Source organism: Serratia rhizosphaerae (assembly GCF_009817885.1).
GTDB lineage: Bacteria > Pseudomonadota > Gammaproteobacteria > Enterobacterales > Enterobacteriaceae > Serratia_B > Serratia_B rhizosphaerae.
Map to the genome: position 1 here is coordinate 719,839 of NZ_CP041764.1, position 17,425 is coordinate 737,263.

The 17,425-nt window shown below is 59.7% G+C and carries 19 protein-coding genes; 8 read left to right on the forward strand and 11 right to left on the reverse strand.

Going from position 1 to position 17,425, the window contains the following annotated elements; translation table 11 throughout:
* Positions 1-41: 41 nt before the first annotated feature.
* The 6 genes from FO014_RS03330 to FO014_RS03355 all read right to left on the reverse strand — a co-directional run bounded on the left by FO014_RS03330 (position 42) and on the right by FO014_RS03355 (position 5,436).
* Complete coding sequence (locus tag FO014_RS03330; protein WP_105230276.1) at positions 42-506, reverse strand: YehS family protein; 465 nt, start codon at positions 504-506, stop codon at positions 42-44.
* 99 nt (positions 507-605) lie between these two features.
* Positions 606-1,502: a phosphonate ABC transporter, permease protein PhnE gene (phnE, locus tag FO014_RS03335; RefSeq protein ID WP_111737516.1), complete on the reverse strand. Its 897-nt coding sequence runs from the start codon at positions 1,500-1,502 to the stop codon at positions 606-608.
* Positions 1,502-2,365 (reverse strand): phosphonate ABC transporter, permease protein PhnE, encoded by an 864-nt coding sequence (gene phnE, locus FO014_RS03340; protein WP_160027790.1) that lies wholly within the window; start codon positions 2,363-2,365, stop codon positions 1,502-1,504. The genes phnE (FO014_RS03335) and phnE (FO014_RS03340) overlap by 1 nt, the downstream gene beginning before the upstream one ends.
* A 76-nt stretch (positions 2,366-2,441) precedes the next feature.
* Positions 2,442-3,374, reverse strand: coding sequence for a phosphonate ABC transporter substrate-binding protein (phnD, locus tag FO014_RS03345; protein WP_160031341.1), 933 nt, complete (start codon positions 3,372-3,374; stop codon positions 2,442-2,444).
* Positions 3,375-3,435: 61 nt separating this feature from the next.
* Positions 3,436-4,269, reverse strand: a complete 834-nt coding sequence (gene phnC / locus FO014_RS03350; RefSeq protein ID WP_105230273.1) for a phosphonate ABC transporter ATP-binding protein — start codon at positions 4,267-4,269, stop codon at positions 3,436-3,438.
* A 138-nt stretch (positions 4,270-4,407) separates the two neighbouring features.
* On the reverse strand, positions 4,408-5,436 hold the full coding sequence (locus FO014_RS03355) for a zinc-binding alcohol dehydrogenase family protein (protein ID WP_160027792.1): 1,029 nt from the start codon (positions 5,434-5,436) through the stop codon (positions 4,408-4,410).
* Between the two features lie 142 nt (positions 5,437-5,578).
* Here FO014_RS03355 and FO014_RS03360 point away from each other — a divergent pair, with 142 nt between their 5' ends.
* From FO014_RS03360 to FO014_RS03370, 3 genes are all read left to right on the forward strand, one after another.
* The gene (locus tag FO014_RS03360) at positions 5,579-6,484 is read left to right on the forward strand and encodes a GntR family transcriptional regulator (protein WP_111737518.1); all 906 of its coding nucleotides are present in this window, start codon (positions 5,579-5,581) and stop codon (positions 6,482-6,484) included.
* A 252-nt stretch (positions 6,485-6,736) separates the two neighbouring features.
* The gene (locus FO014_RS03365; protein WP_411841377.1) at positions 6,737-8,023 is read left to right on the forward strand and encodes an MFS transporter; all 1,287 of its coding nucleotides are present in this window, start codon (positions 6,737-6,739) and stop codon (positions 8,021-8,023) included.
* A 126-nt stretch (positions 8,024-8,149) separates the two neighbouring features.
* Entirely contained in the window at positions 8,150-9,022 is an 873-nt protein-coding gene (locus FO014_RS03370) for an NAD(P)-dependent oxidoreductase (RefSeq protein WP_160031342.1), read from the forward strand.
* A 35-nt stretch (positions 9,023-9,057) separates the two neighbouring features.
* Here FO014_RS03370 and FO014_RS03375 read toward each other — a convergent pair whose 3' ends face one another.
* Positions 9,058-9,585, reverse strand: a complete 528-nt coding sequence (locus tag FO014_RS03375; RefSeq protein ID WP_160027795.1) for a cysteine hydrolase family protein — start codon at positions 9,583-9,585, stop codon at positions 9,058-9,060.
* A 31-nt stretch (positions 9,586-9,616) separates the two neighbouring features.
* Positions 9,617-10,720 (reverse strand): suppressor of fused domain protein, encoded by a 1,104-nt coding sequence (locus tag FO014_RS03380; RefSeq protein ID WP_105230267.1) that lies wholly within the window; start codon positions 10,718-10,720, stop codon positions 9,617-9,619.
* 269 nt (positions 10,721-10,989) lie between these two features.
* Here FO014_RS03380 and FO014_RS03385 point away from each other — a divergent pair, with 269 nt between their 5' ends.
* The gene (locus FO014_RS03385) at positions 10,990-11,427 is read left to right on the forward strand and encodes an acetyltransferase (protein ID WP_160027797.1); all 438 of its coding nucleotides are present in this window, start codon (positions 10,990-10,992) and stop codon (positions 11,425-11,427) included.
* Between the two features lie 15 nt (positions 11,428-11,442).
* Here the strand turns inward: FO014_RS03385 and FO014_RS03390 are convergent, their stop codons facing one another.
* Complete coding sequence (locus FO014_RS03390; protein ID WP_105230265.1) at positions 11,443-12,087, reverse strand: TetR/AcrR family transcriptional regulator; 645 nt, start codon at positions 12,085-12,087, stop codon at positions 11,443-11,445.
* A 582-nt stretch (positions 12,088-12,669) separates the two neighbouring features.
* Between FO014_RS03390 and bhsA the strand changes: the two genes are divergently transcribed.
* Positions 12,670-12,927 carry a multiple stress resistance protein BhsA gene (bhsA, locus tag FO014_RS03395; RefSeq protein ID WP_111737521.1) on the forward strand — a complete coding sequence of 86 codons (258 nt, stop codon included), beginning with the start codon at positions 12,670-12,672 and terminating at the stop codon, positions 12,925-12,927.
* 81 nt (positions 12,928-13,008) lie between these two features.
* On the opposite strand, the gene FO014_RS03400 is transcribed toward bhsA, so the two are convergent.
* Positions 13,009-13,923, reverse strand: coding sequence for a bifunctional helix-turn-helix transcriptional regulator/GNAT family N-acetyltransferase (locus FO014_RS03400; protein WP_160027799.1), 915 nt, complete (start codon positions 13,921-13,923; stop codon positions 13,009-13,011).
* Positions 13,924-14,175: 252 nt separating this feature from the next.
* On the opposite strand from FO014_RS03400, the gene FO014_RS03405 reads away from it, so the two are divergent.
* The 3 genes from FO014_RS03405 to FO014_RS03415 are packed head-to-tail and all read left to right on the forward strand — an operon-like array spanning position 14,176 to position 15,872.
* Positions 14,176-14,847, forward strand: coding sequence for a CsgG/HfaB family protein (locus FO014_RS03405; RefSeq protein ID WP_160027801.1), 672 nt, complete (start codon positions 14,176-14,178; stop codon positions 14,845-14,847).
* A gap of 15 nt (positions 14,848-14,862) precedes the next feature.
* The gene (locus tag FO014_RS03410) at positions 14,863-15,219 is read left to right on the forward strand and encodes a DUF4810 domain-containing protein (RefSeq protein WP_160027803.1); all 357 of its coding nucleotides are present in this window, start codon (positions 14,863-14,865) and stop codon (positions 15,217-15,219) included.
* Positions 15,216-15,872 (forward strand): DUF799 domain-containing protein, encoded by a 657-nt coding sequence (locus FO014_RS03415; RefSeq protein WP_160027805.1) that lies wholly within the window; start codon positions 15,216-15,218, stop codon positions 15,870-15,872. Before FO014_RS03410 ends, FO014_RS03415 begins: the two co-directional genes overlap by 4 nt.
* A gap of 84 nt (positions 15,873-15,956) precedes the next feature.
* Here FO014_RS03415 and FO014_RS03420 read toward each other — a convergent pair whose 3' ends face one another.
* On the reverse strand, positions 15,957-17,351 hold the full coding sequence (locus tag FO014_RS03420) for a purine-cytosine permease family protein (RefSeq protein ID WP_160027807.1): 1,395 nt from the start codon (positions 17,349-17,351) through the stop codon (positions 15,957-15,959).
* Positions 17,352-17,425 lie beyond the last annotated feature (74 nt).

Here is a 17,425-nt window from a genome sequence, read left to right on the forward strand (position 1 = left end):
GCCTCCCACAGGAGGCGCCGAGATACCGTATTCCGCGCGCGTTACTCGCCGCGCACCCGCTGCGCCAGCCCTTTCAGGAAGTAACGCAGCATCTGATCGCCGCACGGACGATAGTTCTTGGTGCCCGGCTTGCGGAACAGCGCGCTCAGCTCCGGCTTGGAGATGCGGAAATCCACCGCGGTGAAAATCTGGAACAGGTCGACGTCCTTCAGTTCAAACGCCACGCGCAGCTTCTTCAGCACCAGGTTATTGGTGATCGGCAGCTCCAGCGGCGGTGCCGGAAATTTATCGTCTTTGCCGCGTTTGAAGAACACCAGGCCGTTGAGGAAATGCCCCATCACCTCATCCGGACACTTCTGGAAGCCCGGTTCGCCTTCCTTGATGATGTAAGCGCCCATCGCTGCGGCGTCAACGTCGAAACCGTCCAGTTTGGCGATGTCCGCCATTTTTACGTCGTTGATTTTCAGCATGTAACGCACGCTGCGCAGGACGTCATTGTTAATCATGGCATTGCCTTTAACGGGTAATCGGATGACGTGCGGCGGGTAAAACGACTGCCGCACGTCAGAATAAGTGCGGCAGTATAGGGACAGGCGCGTGGTTTCTCAATCGATTTGGCGTTTCGCCTGGTACAGCGGGATATCTTCGCCGATGATATATTTGTTGCGCAGCAGCGAGGAGATTTTATCCATCGTCATCACCACCACCACCAGCACCAGGGTGATAAACATCACCACATCCCAGTTCCACAGCCGCATATTTTCCGCATACACCAGGCCGATGCCGCCGGCGCCGACGAAGCCGAGCACCGCCGCCGAACGGGTGTTGGACTCAATCTGATACAGGCTCAGCGCCAGAAAAGTCGGGAAGGATTGGGTAAAAATGCCGAAACGGTGCTTCTGCAGGCCGTTGGCCCCCACCGCCGTCAGGCCGCGCCCCGGCGATTTTTCCACCGCCTCGTGCCCTTCGGCATACAGTTTGCCCAGCAGCCCGACGTCCTGCATCACGATAGCCAGCACCCCGGCCAGCGGCCCCATGCCCACCGCGCGCACGAAGATCAGCCCCCAGATCGCCATATCAATGCCGCGTAATACGTCCAGCAAACGGCGCACCACGGCGGCGACCGGCCGCAGCAGCGGCGTGGCCATCACGTTGCGCGCGGCAAAGAACGACAGCGGCAGCGCAATCAGCGATGCGGTGAGCGTGCCGGCGAACACAATGCCGAGGGTGATAAAGATCTGCTGGAAGTAGTAGCCGAACGGCCAGTTAAGAAAATCGTGCCAGACGAACATGCGCATAAAGTAGCGGCCGAGCTGCTGGCAACCGGTGAGAAACTGCGGCCAGGAGATGCCGAAGAAGTGGAAAAACAGCAGGTAGTACAGCACAAACCCCGCGCCGACCAGCGCCAGAGTGCGCAGATAGCGCCGCTGCTGGCTGAAGATCTCCCGGTGCTGCTGACGCAGCGTGTGCAGCCGTTCCGTGCTTACGGTTTGCTCGAACATTATTTTCCGCCCTCCACCACGCGTTGACGCAGTTTGCCGGAGCTGTAATCCAGCAGCGACACCACCACGATAATCAGCAGCAGCGTCATGCTAACCTGATCGTAACGGTCCAGTTTAATATTGGTCATCAGCTCCTGGCCGATGCCGCCCGCCCCCACCAGCCCGAGGATGGTCGACTGACGGAAGTTGATCTCCAGCCGCATAAAGCTGTAGGACATAAACACCGGTTTCACCTGCGGCCACAGGCCGAAGCGCATGCGCTGCAGCGGAGTGGCGCCGCAGGCGGCCAGGCCGAGCACCGGCTTCGACGACGCGGTTTCCAGCGCCTCATAGAACAGCTTGGTCAGGCTGCCGATAGTGTGCAGCGCCAGCGCCAGAAAGCCGGGAATCGCCCCGATGCCGAACGCCATCACAAACATCACCGCCCAGGCCAGCTCCGGCATGGTGCGCAGGAAGGCCACCAGCGTGCGGATGGCGAAGCGCAGCCACCCCGGGCTGTGGGTGTTATTCGCCGCCAGAAAGGCCAGCGCCCCCGCCACCAGCACCGAGCACAGGGTCGCCGCCAGCGCCAACTGCAGGGTTTCCCACAGCAGCGGCAGCTGGATATGCAGCCGGTAACCCCAGTACGCCAGCGATCCTTCGGTATGCCCGTCGGCAAACAGCAGCCGCCAGTGCAGCACCGGCACGGTTTCCGCCAGATAATCGAAGAAGTTGGGCAATGACACCCAGACGGTATGCAGATTGAACTCGGCCAACGTACCGGCACCGAGGTACAGCCCCACCAGCAGCAGCGACCAAAGCAGCGTTTCACGCTTCTGCCTGCTGCGGATCCGCTGATAGTAATGCGCAAAATCGGTATTCAACGTGGATGTCCATCCGTCGTAAAAAAATGGCTGTCCGTACTCCGGCGCGTGCAAGACGCCGGGGTACGGAAGAGAATCAGCGCTCGCCCTTCGCCAGCGCGCGTTTGAGGTCGATCACCGGCTGGTACTCCGCCAGCGTGGTGTCTTCGATATGCTGCTTGCCACCCATCGCCTTCACAAAGCAGGCGTGATCTTTTTTATCCAGCTTCTTGATGGCGGCGACCAGTTTGGCTTTGAACTCCGCCGGCAGCGCGCTGCGCACCAGGATCGGGCCATTCGGGATCAGCGGCGACTGCCAGATAATGCGGATCTTTTTCATCAGATCCGGCTGGTCCATGCGGATCAGGCGGGTAAAGGCGCCGCTGGTGTAGCCGCTGTTGTAGTCGCCGATCATCGAGGTCCAGGTCACCGCGCCGTCAAACTGACCGTTCACCACGCCGAGAATGTCCTGTTCGTGGCCGCCGGAGAAGGTCACGCTGGAGAAGTAACCGTTGTATTGGTTATCCGCGTTGCCGCCGAACTGCTTTTTAAAGTCGTGATCCGGCATCAAAAAGCCGGAGGTGGAATCCGGATCGGCAAAGCCGAAGGATTTCCCTTTCAGATCCGCCAGCTTTTGATACGGACTGTCGGCCTTGACGATCACCACCGAGTGATAGCCGCGCGAGTTGTCGACGTCATCAACCGCGATCCCCACCAGATCCACCGCCTGCGGATCCTTGAGGTATACCGAGGCGAACGACGCCGGCGACATGCTCAGCACCATATCGATCTTGCCGCCGAGCAGCCCCTGGATCACGCCGGAATAGTCGGAGGAGTTGCGCAGTTTGGTGTCTACGCCCAATTCCTTATCAAAAAACTGCTTCACGCACTGGTTGTCGCCAATCTGCTGGGTGGCATTCTGCCCGCCGAGAATGCCCATATTCAGCTCTTTGGGCGCATCCGCCGCCGCCGCGCCGAAGGCCATCAGCACGCCGCTTGCCAGCGCGCTCAGCATCGCTATTTTTTTCATCATCTCATAACCCTGTGTGTGTAAAAGTAACGGTAAAAATGCACAAGCCGCTCTCCGGCGATCAATGGATCTGGCTGACTTCCTCGCCATACAGTTGCTGCAGAATCTGTTCGTCGAGCTGCGACGGGTGGCCGTCGAAAATGATTTTGCCCTGCGCAATGCCGATCACCCGCCCGCAGTACTCTTTCACCAGTTCAACCGAGTGCAGGTTGACCATCACCGCGATGCCGTCTTCGCTCACCTTGCGCAGCGCATCCATAATGCGCCGGGTGTTTTTCGGATCCAGCGACGCCACCGGCTCATCGGCCAGCAGAATCTGCGGGTTCTGCATCAGCGCGCGGCAGATCGCCACGCGCTGCATCTGGCCGCCGGACAGGTTTTCCGCCCGCTGCAGGGCGTGCGGCAGCATATTGAGCCACTGCAGCAGTTCAATGGCGCGCGCCCGGTCGGCGTCGTCGAAGACTTTGAAGAAGGATTTCAGCGTCGAGGTGTGGCTGAGCCGCCCCAGCAAGACGTTAGTGATCACATCCAGCCGCGGCACCAGGCAAAAATCCTGGAAAATCATGCCGCAGCGGGCGCGCCAGCTGCGCATCTGACGCGCCGACAGCTGGGCGATGTCCTGCGCCACGCCCTGCGGATCGATATGCAGCATCTCGCCGCAGCTGGAAGGAATGGTGCCGTTCAGGGTGTGCAGCAGGGTCGATTTCCCGGCGCCGGAGCGGCCGATCACCGCCACAAACTCGCCGGCGTGCAGAGAAAAATTGATATCGTCCAGCACCCGCTGCTGCGCCTTATAGGCTTTGCCCAATCCTTTCACTTCCAGAACTTTGCGCCGCGTACGGGTCTGCACGGGCGGGAATTCGCTCGGTGCCAGTTTTAACAGTGCCTGAGCCATATGCCGTATCTCATTAGGTTGGCGATTCGTGATGGGCACCTATTTAGGGATAAATTTATGACATTGGGATGATGGTTTTATGGCGGGGAGGTGACGACGGCGTGATGTATCGCCCGGATAGCCGGGCGAAAAGCAGCATTACTTGTGGAAGTGAATCACTCCTTTGATCAGCGTGCGGTTGTTGATCACGTCACGCTCATAGCATTCGGCCAGGGTGTCGAAGGCAAAATGGTGCGACAGCATCATCTCGGCGCGAATTTTACCCGCCGCCATCAGCCGCCCCACTTTGGCGAAATCTTCATGCGTCGCGTTGCGGCTGCCCATCAGGGTGGTCTCTTTTTTATGGAACTCCGGGTCGTCGATACTGAACTCCCCTTTGAACAGCCCGACGAACACAATGCTGCCGCCGTGGCGGATCAGGTTGATGCAGTTGTTCATCGCCAGCCGGTTGCCGGTGGCGTCAATCACTTTGGCCGCCAGCATGCCGGAAAACTGCGCGCGCAGCGCAGCGTCAAAGCCGGCGTCCGCCGGATCGAGCGTCGCAACCCCCAGCACCTGCGCCACATGGGCGCGGCGTTCCGCGCTGGTATCGGCCACCACCACCTGCGCGCCGTCGGCGTGGGCAATCGCCGCCACCCCCAGCCCGATCGGCCCGGCGCCCACCACCAGCAACTGCTCGCCCGGCGCCACCGCCGCGCGCCGCACCGCATGGGCGCTGATGGCGAACGGTTCAATCAGCGCGGCGCTTTCGGGCGCCAGATCGTCGACCGCCAGCAGGTTGCTGACCGGCACGCTGAGGTATTCGCAAAAACCGCCGTCCTGGTGCACGCCGATCACCGAAATATTTTCACAGCAGTTGCCGCGGTCGCTCTGACAGGCGCCGCAGCTGCCGCAGGACAGATAAGGCATCACCGCCACCCGCTGCCCGACCCGCCAGTTTGCAACGTCCGCGCCCAGGCCGACGATATGGCCGCAAATTTCATGGCCCAGCACGCGCGGATAGGCGAAAAACGGCTGATTCCCCGCCCACGCGTGAATGTCGGTGCCGCAGATGCCGACGGTGTGTATCTGTAAAAGCGCTTCGCCCGCCGCCGGTTCCGGCACCGGGCGCTGTTGATAAACCAGTTGCTTCGGCTGCTGACAAATCAATGTATTCATTGTGGCCATGATGACTCCTCCCGTGATCTGGCGTTTGTTATTCAATAAAAAACGCCCGCGCCAGGACTTCGGCATAAGGAAGTGTGACTCAGCCCAAAATAAACCGCTTTAAATTGGTTTTAAATGCCGGAAAAAACCGCCGAGAGACGTGATGAGCAGAACACAAAACCTGCGGCAGATGGTGATCAATCAGATGATTGACGGCATGACTCGGGGCCATCTGACCTCGCCGCTGCCCTCTCAGGCCGCGCTGGCCGAGATGTACAACATCAGCCGCACCACGGTGCGCCACGCGCTGGCCCACTTTCAACAAACCGGCGTACTGGCGCCGCAGGCCGACGGCTATGTCATCGCCCGTCTGCCACAGCAGGAGGAGTGTTTCGACTGCCGCGAGCAGTCGCCGGAGGCGCAGAACGAACGCTTTGAACGGGCGTTTTTCCAGCTGATTAACCAGCAACAGCTGCGCGCCGGTGACAGTTTCAGCGAGCTGCAGCTGGCGCGCCAGATGAACGTCAGCCCGGCGGTGGTGCGGGAGTTTCTGTTGCGCCTGAGCCGCTACCAGTTGGTCGACAACGTCAAACGCGGGCAGTGGTGCCTGAAAACCTTCGACCAGCATTACGCCGAACAGCTGTTCGAACTGCGCCAGATACTGGAAACCCATGCGCTGTCGCGCTTTCTCAACCTGCCGGCTGACGATGCGCGCTGGCTGCAGGCCAGAGAGCTGCTGCGCCGCCACCGTGAGCTGCGTGACGATATCAGCCTGCACTACCGGCAGTTCTCCGCGCTGGACAGCGACTTCCACCGCCTGATCCTCTCCGCCGCCAATAACCCGTTCTTCAACCAGTCGCTGGAGGTGATCTCGGTCATCTTCCATTTCCACTATCAGTGGGACGCCAGCGACCTCAAGCAGCGTAATATCATCGCCATTGAGGAGCATATGGCGATTCTCAGCGCGCTGATTTGCCGCAACGACCAGCAGGCCACCCATGCGCTGCACCGTCACCTCGACAGCGCCAAACAATCGATGATCCGCTCCCTCGCCCACACCGTCTCCTGACGCCCGCTCGGTAATAAAAAACCGATAAAAAACCGTAAAAGCCTATCTGCCGCACGGAACCCGATCTCCCCGGATTCGGACGCGAAATGCGCCATTTAGGCTGATTAGCGGTTAGACCAAGCATTCCCTGCATCCCGGGCCCCCAACGATAAATATTATTAACGTGGAATTCTGGAGACAATGATGGAAAAAACTCATACCGCTACCCGCCCGACGGCCGCAGAGCCGGACGCGGCCGATTCGATCGTTCCCATGCCTCCCGACGGCGCGCTGGTGCGTTCCGCGCGCATCAAGAAAATTCAGACCACCGCAATGCTGCTGCTGTTTTTAGCCGCGATCATTAACTTTCTCGACCGCAGTTCGCTGTCGGTCGCCAACTCCACCATCCGCGAAGAGATGGGGCTGAGCGGTACGGAAATCGGCCTGCTGCTGTCGGCCTTTTCGCTGGCCTACGGCCTCGCCCAGCTGCCCTGCGGCCCGCTGCTGGACCGCAAGGGGCCGCGCATTATGCTGGGCCTCGGCATGTTCATCTGGTCGCTGTTCCAGACGCTGTCCGGCATGATCCAGAACTTTACCCAGTTTATCTGGGTGCGCATCGGGCTGGGCATCGGCGAAGCGCCGATGAACCCCTGCGGCGTCAAGGTGATCAATGACTGGTTCAACATCAAACAGCGCGGTATGCCGATGGGCATTTTCAACGCCGCCTCCACCGTCGGCCTGGCGATCAGCCCGCCGATCCTCACCGCCATGATGCTGGTGTTCGGCTGGCGCGGCATGTTTATCACCATCGGCCTGCTGGGCATCGCCCTGTCCATCGGCTGGTACATGCTGTACCGCAACCGCCAGGACATCGACCTCAGCGCGCAGGAGCAGAGCTACCTCAACGCCGGCAGCGTCAGCGCACGCCGGGAGCCGATGAGCTTTAAAGAGTGGCGCTCGCTGTTCAGAAACCGCACCATGTGGGGCATGATGATCGGCTTCAGCGGCATCAACTACACCGCCTGGCTGTATCTCGCCTGGCTGCCCGGCTACCTGCAGACCACCTACCACCTGGATTTGAAAAGCACCGGGCTGCTGGCCGCCATTCCGTTTCTGTTCGGCGCCGCCGGCATGCTGTCCAACGGTTTTGTGACCGACTTTTTAGTCAGACGCGGCATGGAGCCGGTCAAAAGCCGCAAGCTGTGCATCGTCTCCGGGATGCTGCTGTCCGCCGCCTTTACCTCGGTGGTGGCGCAGGCCACCACCACCACCAGCGCGGTGACGCTGATCGGCATGGCGCTGTTTTGCATCCACTTTGCCGGCACTTCCTGCTGGGGGCTGATCCACGTATCGGTCACCTCGCGCATGACCGCCTCGGTAGGCAGTATCCAGAACTTCGCCAGCTTTATCTTCGCCTCGTTCGCGCCGGTGGTGACCGGCTGGATCCTCGATACCACCCACTCGTTCAGCCTGGCGCTGACCCTGTGCTCCTGCTTTACCCTGATCGGCGCGCTCTCCTACCTGCTGGTGGTGAAACAGCCGATCACCGACGCGCAGTAATACTCCCCGCCGGCGGCGCGCCTCTGCGCCGCCCTTTTCCCCGGTAGGAAAACGTTACATTGCCGGCGTTGCGTTCCCGCCGCGCTGCGCTAGGGTTAAGCGGTCAACTCACAACAGGAGCGCATGATGAAAATCGGATTTGCCGGGCTGGGCGGTATGGGCCGCGCCATGGCCCATAATCTGCTGCAGGCCGGTTACCCGCTGACGGTGTGGAACCGTTCACCGCAGGCGGCGCAGCCGCTGGTCGACGCCGGCGCACGGCTGGCGGCGCAGCCCGCCGATCTGGCCGAGGTTGATATCTTGATCACCATGCTGGCCAACGACGCGGCGCTGGAACAGGTGGTGGTGGAAAGCGGCCTGCTGGCGCAGATGCGCCCCGGCGCGGCGCACGTCAATATGGCGACCATCTCCGTGGCGCTGGCGCAGCGGCTGGCAGAACTGCATCAGCAGCACAGTATCGGCTATCTGGCGGCGCCGGTGCTCGGCCGTCCCGACGTTGCCGCTGCCGGCCGGCTGAATATTCTTGCCGCCGGCGACCCGGCCCTGCTGGCGCGGGTGCAGCCGCTGTTCGACGTACTGGGGCAGCGCACCTGGCCATTCGGCGAGCGGCCGGAACAGGCCAATATCGTCAAAATCGCCGCCAACTTCACGCTGGCAAGCGCCATTGAGGCGATGGCGGAAGGCAGCGCGCTGGTGCGCAATCACGGCGTATCCGGCGCGGACTATCTGCAGATGCTGACCGGCACCCTGTTTTCCGCCCCGGCCTATCAGGGCTACGGCGCGCTGATCGCCGAGGAGAACTATCAGCCGGCGGGGTTTAAACTGACGTTGGGGATGAAAGACGTAGGTCTGGCGCTGGAGGCCGGCGGCAACAGCCATACGCCGATGCCGTTCGCCAGCGTGCTGAAAGATAATTTTCTGGATGCCATCGCCCACGGTGAGGGGGAACTGGACTGGTCGGCGCTGGCCAACGTGGCGGCGCGACGCGGCGGCCTGTGAGGTAAAACGGAGCGCCGTCGGCGCTCCGCTTCATTTCAGAACTGAATCTCCGCCGCGGGCAGCGCGCGGATCGGCACGCCGAAGCTTTTCATACCCGACAGCGCTGCATTGTGGTGATTGCGGATCCAGGCGCCGCTGGCGTGCGCTTTATCATGGCTGGTGTGTGCATCCGCCGCCAGCACCACCGGGTAGCCGTGGCCGGCCGCGCGGCGCGTGGTGCTGTCCACGCAGTACTCCGTGGAGTAGCCGCAAATCACCAGCTGCGTTACTCCGTGCTGCTCCAGCAACGCCTGCAGATTGGTGCGCAGGAAAGAATCCGGGGTGGTTTTCTCCACCCGCAGATCGGTGTCTGCCACCTGCAGACGCGGCTCAATCTGCCAGCCGTCGCTGCCATGCGCCAGTTCCCGATCGGCAGTCTGATGCTGGACAAAGATCACCGGCACGCCGGACTGACGCGCCCGCGCGCTCAGCTGGTTAATCCGCTCAATCACCGCATCGGCATCCGCCGGCGGCGGCACAAACAGTCCCTTCTGCACATCAATAATCAATAATGCTGGCTTCATTAGCGCTCTCTTAATCCGTGGGTTAACCTGCTCACGCCAGCGGCTGGCGCGGCCGGAAGATGTGATCGACGCCCTGCTCGCGCAGCCGGCTGACCAGCTCATGGCCGCCGTTCGGCGTTGCCTGCGCCAGCTCGCGCTCGCCGGCAAACACCGGGCTGGCCCACAGCAGATTGACCGGGTCGCCCTGCTGCTGCGGCAGCGTCAGATACTGCTGGTGCGGATAAAACGACGACGACAGCAGATAGCCTTCATAGCCCTGCGGCGCCACTTCCGACGCCAGCGTATGCCCTTCGCCGAACCAGGTAATCTGCGCCCAGGGCACGTGCGCCACGCCGGCCAGCGCGCTGGCCATCTGCACCGCGTTCTCTTCGGTCATATACTGGCCGTCGATGGCGATCCCCAGCTCGATACGCCGGTACAGGGAAGCGTCGTCATTAAACAGGATCTCCATCCACGGCATCGGCCGGATGCTGACGCCCATGGTGAGGAAATAGTAGATGCCGTCGCGCTCGTGCTGGGAGATCGCCATCGGTGGCCACTTGCCCTGATCGATGGCGTAATACTTCACCGACGGGCCGAAATGCTGCTCATAGCGCGCCATATACTCGCTTTGCATGGTCGGCCACGGGTTGCCCTCTTCACGCTGCCAGCGCCGCCAGAACTGGCGGGTGGCCTCGGCCTGCGCATATTGCGTGTTGGTGGAGGCGGAACCCAACGGGTAGGCCAGCGGGCTTTCTTTAATGCAGCTGGCCGAATAGCAGACCGAATGGTCGATATACAGGCTCCAGCCGGGGATCACCGCCAGCAGCTGGCCGTAATACCACAGCGCCGCGCCGTCGTCGCTCTCGTTCCAGATAACCTGCAGGCCGTCCGGCTGCAGCGGCGCTTCACCTTCCAGGTTGCGGCAAAACTCAGCGGCCAGCATCGGCGGCTGCCCCATCTCCAGCGCGGCGCGGTCTTCCTGCTGCGGCGCGGCCTCCAGATTGCGCAGCCAGCAGGCGCGCACCTGAAAACGCTCGCTGAAGGCGTCGGCGGGATAAATATAAAAATAGGCAGCCCGGTGATCTTGCTGAACCACCGCCATCAGCGTCTGGTTATCATTACTGACTTCAGCAAGTACATATGACTCGTTCATATCACCTCAATAGGGGTCACGGCGCGGCAATCGCCTGCCACGCACTGTCCAAAATCATCAAAGCTGATGCTTCAACCATCAAGGATACAAAAGGATTTTTGCTTTTCGCCAGTGTAAAACGCATTTGATCGCACAATCACGCGTAAAAGTCTCAAAAATTCAGCGATTACGCGAATTTTTCCGTAAATTTTTTCTGCGGCGTCGCCGGGAGATTTTCGTTGCGGGCTATTTCAGCGTACATTTAGGCCAGTTTACCCCAGGAGGCAGGGATGATAACGATCAGAGAACGTATTCCGGCGGACAATCCGCAATTGGTGGCGATCTGGCAGCGTTCGGTGCGCGCTACCCATCACTTTATCGGTGAAAAACAGATGGCAGAGTTCAAGCCGCTGGTCGAGCACTATCTGCCGCTGCTCGGCGTCTGGGTGGCGGAGATCGCCGGGCGGCCCTGCGGCTTTATCGCGCTGGATGATAATAAGGTGGAGATGCTGTTTATCGATGCCGGACAGCGCGGCCAGGGCGTCGGCAGCGCACTGCTGAACCATGCGCAGGCGCGCCACGACGGATTGGTGCTGGATGTGAACGAGCAAAACCCGCAGGCGGTAGGCTTCTACCAGCGCTACGGCTTTGTGGTGACAGGACGCTCACCGCTGGACGGCCAGGGCAACCCCTACCCGCTGCTGCATATGGCGCTTTCCCCGCGCTGACTGCGCGGGACAGGCTCAGACCGGATTACCCACCTGACTCAGGCGCGGCCAGAGCATCATCAGCGTATCTACCAGGCGCAGCAGCTCGGCGCGGCTCGCCCCTTCGCGCGCTTGCACCGACATGCCTTCAATGGTGCACATCACATATTTCGCCAGCAGCGCGGTGTCGGTTTTCGCCAGCAGTTCCCCCTGCTGCACCTTGCGGTCGAAACAGGCCTTCAGGCTGGCTTCCTGCGCATGATGCTTACGCAGCAGCATCTGGGCGACGTCGTCCGACGACGAGGAAAGCGCGGCGGAGGCGCACACCATAAAGCAGCCGGACGGCGTTTCCGGATCGGTAAACACTTCCGCGGAGGAGCGCACATAGGCATCGATGATTTCGGCGATCGGCTGCGGCTGTTCAAGCAGTTGGTTGGTGCAGGTGGTGTATTTGCTCAGGTAACGTTCCACCGCCGCGCGGAACATCCCCTCTTTATTGCCGAACTCGGCATACAGCGTCGGCGCTTTGGCGCCGGTGACTTCGACCAGATCGGCCAATGACGTGGCGTCATAACCGTGACGCCAGAACAGCTCCAGTGCGCGGTCAAGTGCCAGGTCGCGATCAAACTGTTTCGGTCTGCCGCGGGTTTTCTTTGCGGCGACCTCTTCTTTGATAGTCATAATCCCTCTCATCTTGCGCGCCGCGTCTGCGCCGCCAAATTAAATTAACGATCATTATAAAAAAATATTGCGACGGCGTCGAGAAGCGACTAACATTTAGTTATCGAACGTTATCTAATACCGCAGCCAACGCCAACGTTGTTATTGATACACCTTCATAAAAACATAATCAATTGAAATAAATAAAATAATTCACCGTGATAGCAGCTCCCACCCTTCTCACTGCGGCGGGATGCTCGTGCTGTTGCAGTCTGTCGTTGTGATAAAACGTCGCGCTGATGGCCACGACTGACGGCCCTGAATGACAATTTTCACTGCCGCATGCCGTGGAACGCCCGTTTTTCAACGCCCGCAGACATCACCAGCGTCAGAGAAAAATAATTTCACAACAATATGTTACTGACCTTCAGCGCTGAATGGCGCCGGCCGCCGCAAGCTCGGCCGACACCATTTAATTAATGAACATTAAAAAAATGCTTGCAAAGTGACCTGGGTCACACTAACATTAAATTATCGATCGTTAATTAATTTAACGCTCCGCGAAACAACAACCATATTCAACTTGTGATAGGAAAGAAGATTATGAAAAGCCTGAAAATGACCATCGCCGCCGTAGCCCTTGCCACCGTATCATTCGGCAGCTTTGCCGCAGAACTGGTAGACAGCCAGCCGGCCAATATGCAGAAAGTCGGCGTGGTTAACGCCAGCGGCGCAACCAACCTGACCAGCCTGGAAAACAAACTGGCGGCAGAAGCCGATAAAGCCGGGGCAAAATCCTTCCAGATCACCTCGACAACCGGTAACAACAAAATGCACGGCACCGCGATTATCTATAACTAATCGTTTGAGTCTGAGATGCAAAGAGGCGGCGTAAGCCGCCTTTTGCGTTGCTGCGCCAGGTTGGCGCAGGGAAAGAGCCCCTTACAGCGGCTTCAACATATAGATGGAACAGCCGTGATGGCCGGTCGCACCGCGCCGTTCGCTGAGCAGCGTAAAGCCCAGCGACTGATAAAGCCCCAGCGCTTCTTTTAGCTGTTCGGTGGTTTCCAGATAGCAGTAGCGGTAACCGGCGGCCCGCGCCGCGCGCATCGCCTGCACCACCATGTAACGCGCCATCCCCAGGCCACGGATTTCGGGTTTGAAAAACAGCTTTTGCAGTTCACAGTAATCCGCTTCGCCGCCAAGCAGAGGCGCAATGCCGGCGCCGCCCACGATTTCCCCCTGCCGTTCCACCACCCAGTAATGACCGCCGCTGCGTTGATACATCTCCGTCAGCCGCTCCAGATCCGGATCGTACAGACTGACGCCCTCCATGCTGTCCATACCGTATTCACGGAAACAGTCGCGGATCAGCTTCGCCATCGCCGCATCGTCTGCGGCGCAAATCGGCCGCACCCGCAGTTCGGCCTGCCGCTGCTTGCGCGCGCCGGCCAGCGCGCCGCTGAACTTACGCATCATCGCCACCGTCGCCGCCCGTTCATCATCGTCCAACTGCGCCAGCGCCGCCTGCATAAAGTTATCGGCATCGCTGTCAATCAGCGCCAGCGTGTGTTTCCCCTGCCGGGTCAGACGGTGCAGGCTGTGGCGTTTGTCATGCGGGTGTTCAACCGTCTCGATCATCTGCGCGCTGACCAACGAACGCAGTGCCCGGCTGGCGCTGGCCTTATCGATGCACAGTTTGGCCGCCAGCTCCATCACCCCCAGCGGCTGTTCCTTGATTTCAATCATCAGGTGAATCTGCAACGGTGAAAAGCGTGAACCGTTGCTCTGCTTGTTCAACATCCCCAGTTCACGCACCAGACGGCGCGACAACGCCCGAAAATCACGGATCTCCACGGTATTTATCTTCCTTGGTTGAATAGATGACAAAGTGAAACTGGTTGATAGTGTTACCTAATTGATGAGCAAGATAACGTATCTCCATGAAGAGGTGAAGGAATTTATTTTATTCATCCACGTTATTCCGACGATTAATCCCCTGCGGCTTCTGCTAGAATGCGCGCGTTGAAAGCCGGCGATCGCCGGACTTTTGACATTCATCATTGGCAAAGCTGCCGTGTTTTATCATCAAGGAGAGATTTCATTTCTATGAAAAAATCACTCGTATTGGGTTCTCTTGCCCTTTCCACCCTGTTGCTGGCCGGCTGTGCAACAGAATCTTCCCGTTCACTGGACGTGCCGAAAGTGGCTTCCTACCAGAGCCACTATCAGGGTCCACGTAGCCCGATCGCCGTCGGTAAATTTGATAACCGTTCCAGCTATATGAACGGCATCTTCTCCGACGGCGTGGATCGCCTGGGCAACCAGTCAAAAACCATTCTGATCACTCACCTGCAGCAGACCGGCCGTTTTAACGTGCTCGATCGCGCCAATATGGCTGAGCTGAAGACCGAAGCCGGGCTGAAGGGGCAAAAACAAACGCTGAAAGGCGCCAATTACGTGATCACCGGCGACGTCACCGAATTCGGCCGCAAGGAAGTGGGCGATCATCAGCTGTGGGGCATTCTCGGCCGCGGTAAATCGCAGGTGGCATATGCCAAGGTAAATCTGAATGTAGTGAACGTTCAGACTTCCGAAGTGGTTTACGCCACCCAGGGCGCCGGCGAATACAGCCTGTCTAACCGAGAGATTATCGGTTTTGGCGGCACCGCCAGCTATGACTCGACCCTGAACGGCAAAGTACTGGATTTGGCCGTACGCGAAGCAGTGAACAATTTAGTCAACGGCATCGAAAGCGGCGCATGGCGCCCGACCAACTAACGGATTAGTGCAACAATGACCATAAAAAATATAAGTGGGGTGCTGCTGGCAGCAACCCTGCTGGCCGGCTGCGCCGCGCCGAAAACGCTGTACAATTGGGATCATTATCAGACTACACTTTATCAGTATTATCAACAGGATGGCGTTAGCACGGAACAACAGATCGCGACGCTGAACCAGACCGTTGAAACCTCCCGCGCCAAAAATAAGGCGGTACCGCCCGGCTTGCATGCGCAGCTGAGTCTGCTGTACGCCAAAAGCGGCCGTCCGGATCAGGCTTTTACCGAATTCAATACGGAAAAACGTCTGTTCCCGGAATCCGCCAGATTTATGGATTTCCTGATGGCCAAGGATAAAGGGAGTTTTAAATGAAACGGATACTCGGTTTAGTTGCCGCTACGGCGGTTCTGCTGCTGAGCGGCTGCGCCAAGAAAGCGCCGTATGATTATGCGGCATTTCATGAAAGCAAGCCGGCCTCGATTCTGGTACCGCCGCCGGTCAACCAGTCACCGGATGTCAAAGCCAGCCACAGCGTGCTGTCCACCGCTACCCTGCCGCTGGCTGAAGCCGGCTATTACGTGTTCCCGGTCGCGGTGGTTGAGGAAACCTTCCAGCAAAACGGCCTGAGCAATGCAAACGATATCCGCGCCGTCAGTCTGCCGAAGCTGCATCAGATCTTCGGCGCCGACGCGGTGCTGTATCTGGACATTGTGCAGTACGGCACCAGCTATCGGGTGATCGACAGCGAAACCCGCGTGACCGTCAACGCGCGCCTGCTCGATTTGCGTAACGGCAAAGCGCTGTGGTCGGGCAGCGCTACCGCTTCCAGCAACGAGAACAGCAACAACAGCGGCGCCGGCCTGCTCGGCATGGTGATCAACGCGGCCATCGCGCAAATCGCCAATACGCTCAGCGACAAAGGCTTTGATGTTGGCGCTATCACCAACACCCGTCTGCTGTCCGCCGGCCATGACGGTGCAATTCTGTACGGGCCACGCTCGCCGCATTACGCCAGCCAGCGTTAACCTGACACGGGCAGCGGCAACACAGCTGCCCGTTTCTGGCTAGTGCGCATTACCCCTGCCGATCGCGTCAGATTTCATCATCGCTTACTCGCGCGGCGCAGCCGCCAGCCGGAGATCGCTGCGCCAGCAGCACAGCGGATACAGCAGGCCGGTGACCACCAGGCTGATCACCCAGGAGATATCCGCGCCGGGAACCAGCTGCGAATAAGGCCCGCTGAAAAAGGCGTTCTCCATAAAGGGCAGCTGCACCACGATGCCGACAAAATACACCGCCAGCACCCGCCCGTTCAGCAGGCCGTAACGGCCGCCGTCGGCGCGGAAAATCGCCTCGATATCGTAACGCTGCTTCCTGATAAGATAAAAGTCGATCAGGTTGATCATGCACCACGGGATCAGCACCGCGATCAGCGCCAGAATCAGATTGATAAAGAAGCTGACGAAATTGGCCGACGCCGCCAGCGCCACCAGCACCGATCCGAGCAGCACCAGTGCGGAAAACAGCACCCGCACCTGCGCGTTGGGCTGCCAGCGCGGCATAAAAGTCTGCACCGCGGTGATCAGCGACAGCACCGCACCGTAGAGATTCATGCCGTTATGGCAGATGATATTGATCAGGAACAGCACCATCAGCACCGGCCCCAGCCAGCCGGTGGCCTGCCGCACCGCCGCCATCGCCTCAACGTTGCCGCCCACCAGATTGACCGCCACCATGCCGAACAGAAACGCCAGGATTGTGCCGCAGCAGGCGCCCAGCCAGGTATAGAGAAACGGCCGCCGGATCCCCACCTCGGCGGGCAGGTAGCGCGAATAGTCTGAGGTATACGGCGAAAAGCTGATCTGCCAGACCGCGCCGATGCAAAACGTCGCAAACCAGCCGCTCAGCGAAAAACGTCCGCGCAGCCAGAAATCGCCGGGCAGCGGCTGCGTCAGCATCACCGCCATGCCGAGCAGCAGCGCCGCGCCCATAACCCAGGCACCCAGCTTGTTGATTTTATGGATAAAGCTATAGCCGACCACGCCGATGGCGGTCGCCAGCAGCGCCCCCAGCACCGTGGCGTACGGGACAGGCAGCGCCGGCAGGACGTTATTGATCACCTTGCCGGACAGGGTGATGTTCGAAATAAAGAAGCCGAGATAAATCACCGTGGTAAAGGCGATCACCAGCAGCGAACCGTAGCGGCCGAACTGGGCGCGGCTCTGCACCATCTGCGGAATGCCCACCTGCGGCCCCTGCGCCGAGGTGAGCGCCAGAAAGACGCCGCCGAACATATGCCCGGCGATAATCGCCGTCATCGCCGACAGAATATTCAGCCCAAACGTATGGGTGGCGATGGCGCCGGTCACCACCGCCAGCGGCGCGATATTGGTGCAGAACCACAGGGTGAACAGGCTTTTGACCTCGCCGTGGCGCTCCGAGGCCGGCACATAATCGATGGATTTATCCTCGATCAGGCCGCTTGGTTGTGTTTGAGAACGCATAACATCCTCCGGTTTACACCGTTATATTTTTTATCGGGTAGAGGGTAAGGCAGCCCCTCCCCGCAGCGGGGAGG

Bases quoted from the DNA above. Each gene is read 5' to 3' on its own strand.
- FO014_RS03415 (WP_160027805.1), top strand. From the start codon at position 15,216: ATGAAACGGATACTCGGTTTAGTTGCCGCTACGGCGGTTCTGCTGCTG.
- FO014_RS03410 (WP_160027803.1), top strand. From the start codon at position 14,863: ATGACCATAAAAAATATAAGTGGGGTGCTGCTGGCAGCAACCCTGCTG.
- FO014_RS03375 (WP_160027795.1), bottom strand. From the start codon at position 9,585: ATGAAGCCAGCATTATTGATTATTGATGTGCAGAAGGGACTGTTTGTG.
- FO014_RS03405 (WP_160027801.1), top strand. From the start codon at position 14,176: ATGAAAAAATCACTCGTATTGGGTTCTCTTGCCCTTTCCACCCTGTTG.
- FO014_RS03390 (WP_105230265.1), bottom strand. From the start codon at position 12,087: ATGACTATCAAAGAAGAGGTCGCCGCAAAGAAAACCCGCGGCAGACCG.
- FO014_RS03380 (WP_105230267.1), bottom strand. From the start codon at position 10,720: ATGAACGAGTCATATGTACTTGCTGAAGTCAGTAATGATAACCAGACG.
- FO014_RS03370 (WP_160031342.1), top strand. From the start codon at position 8,150: ATGAAAATCGGATTTGCCGGGCTGGGCGGTATGGGCCGCGCCATGGCC.
- phnC (WP_105230273.1), bottom strand. From the start codon at position 4,269: ATGGCTCAGGCACTGTTAAAACTGGCACCGAGCGAATTCCCGCCCGTG.
- phnE (WP_111737516.1), bottom strand. From the start codon at position 1,502: ATGTTCGAGCAAACCGTAAGCACGGAACGGCTGCACACGCTGCGTCAG.
- FO014_RS03420 (WP_160027807.1), bottom strand. From the start codon at position 17,351: ATGCGTTCTCAAACACAACCAAGCGGCCTGATCGAGGATAAATCCATC.
- FO014_RS03365 (WP_411841377.1), top strand. From the start codon at position 6,737: ATGCCTCCCGACGGCGCGCTGGTGCGTTCCGCGCGCATCAAGAAAATT.
- FO014_RS03385 (WP_160027797.1), top strand. From the start codon at position 10,990: ATGATAACGATCAGAGAACGTATTCCGGCGGACAATCCGCAATTGGTG.
- phnD (WP_160031341.1), bottom strand. From the start codon at position 3,374: ATGAAAAAAATAGCGATGCTGAGCGCGCTGGCAAGCGGCGTGCTGATG.
- bhsA (WP_111737521.1), top strand. From the start codon at position 12,670: ATGAAAAGCCTGAAAATGACCATCGCCGCCGTAGCCCTTGCCACCGTA.
- FO014_RS03355 (WP_160027792.1), bottom strand. From the start codon at position 5,436: ATGGCCACAATGAATACATTGATTTGTCAGCAGCCGAAGCAACTGGTT.
- FO014_RS03330 (WP_105230276.1), bottom strand. From the start codon at position 506: ATGATTAACAATGACGTCCTGCGCAGCGTGCGTTACATGCTGAAAATC.
- FO014_RS03360 (WP_111737518.1), top strand. From the start codon at position 5,579: ATGAGCAGAACACAAAACCTGCGGCAGATGGTGATCAATCAGATGATT.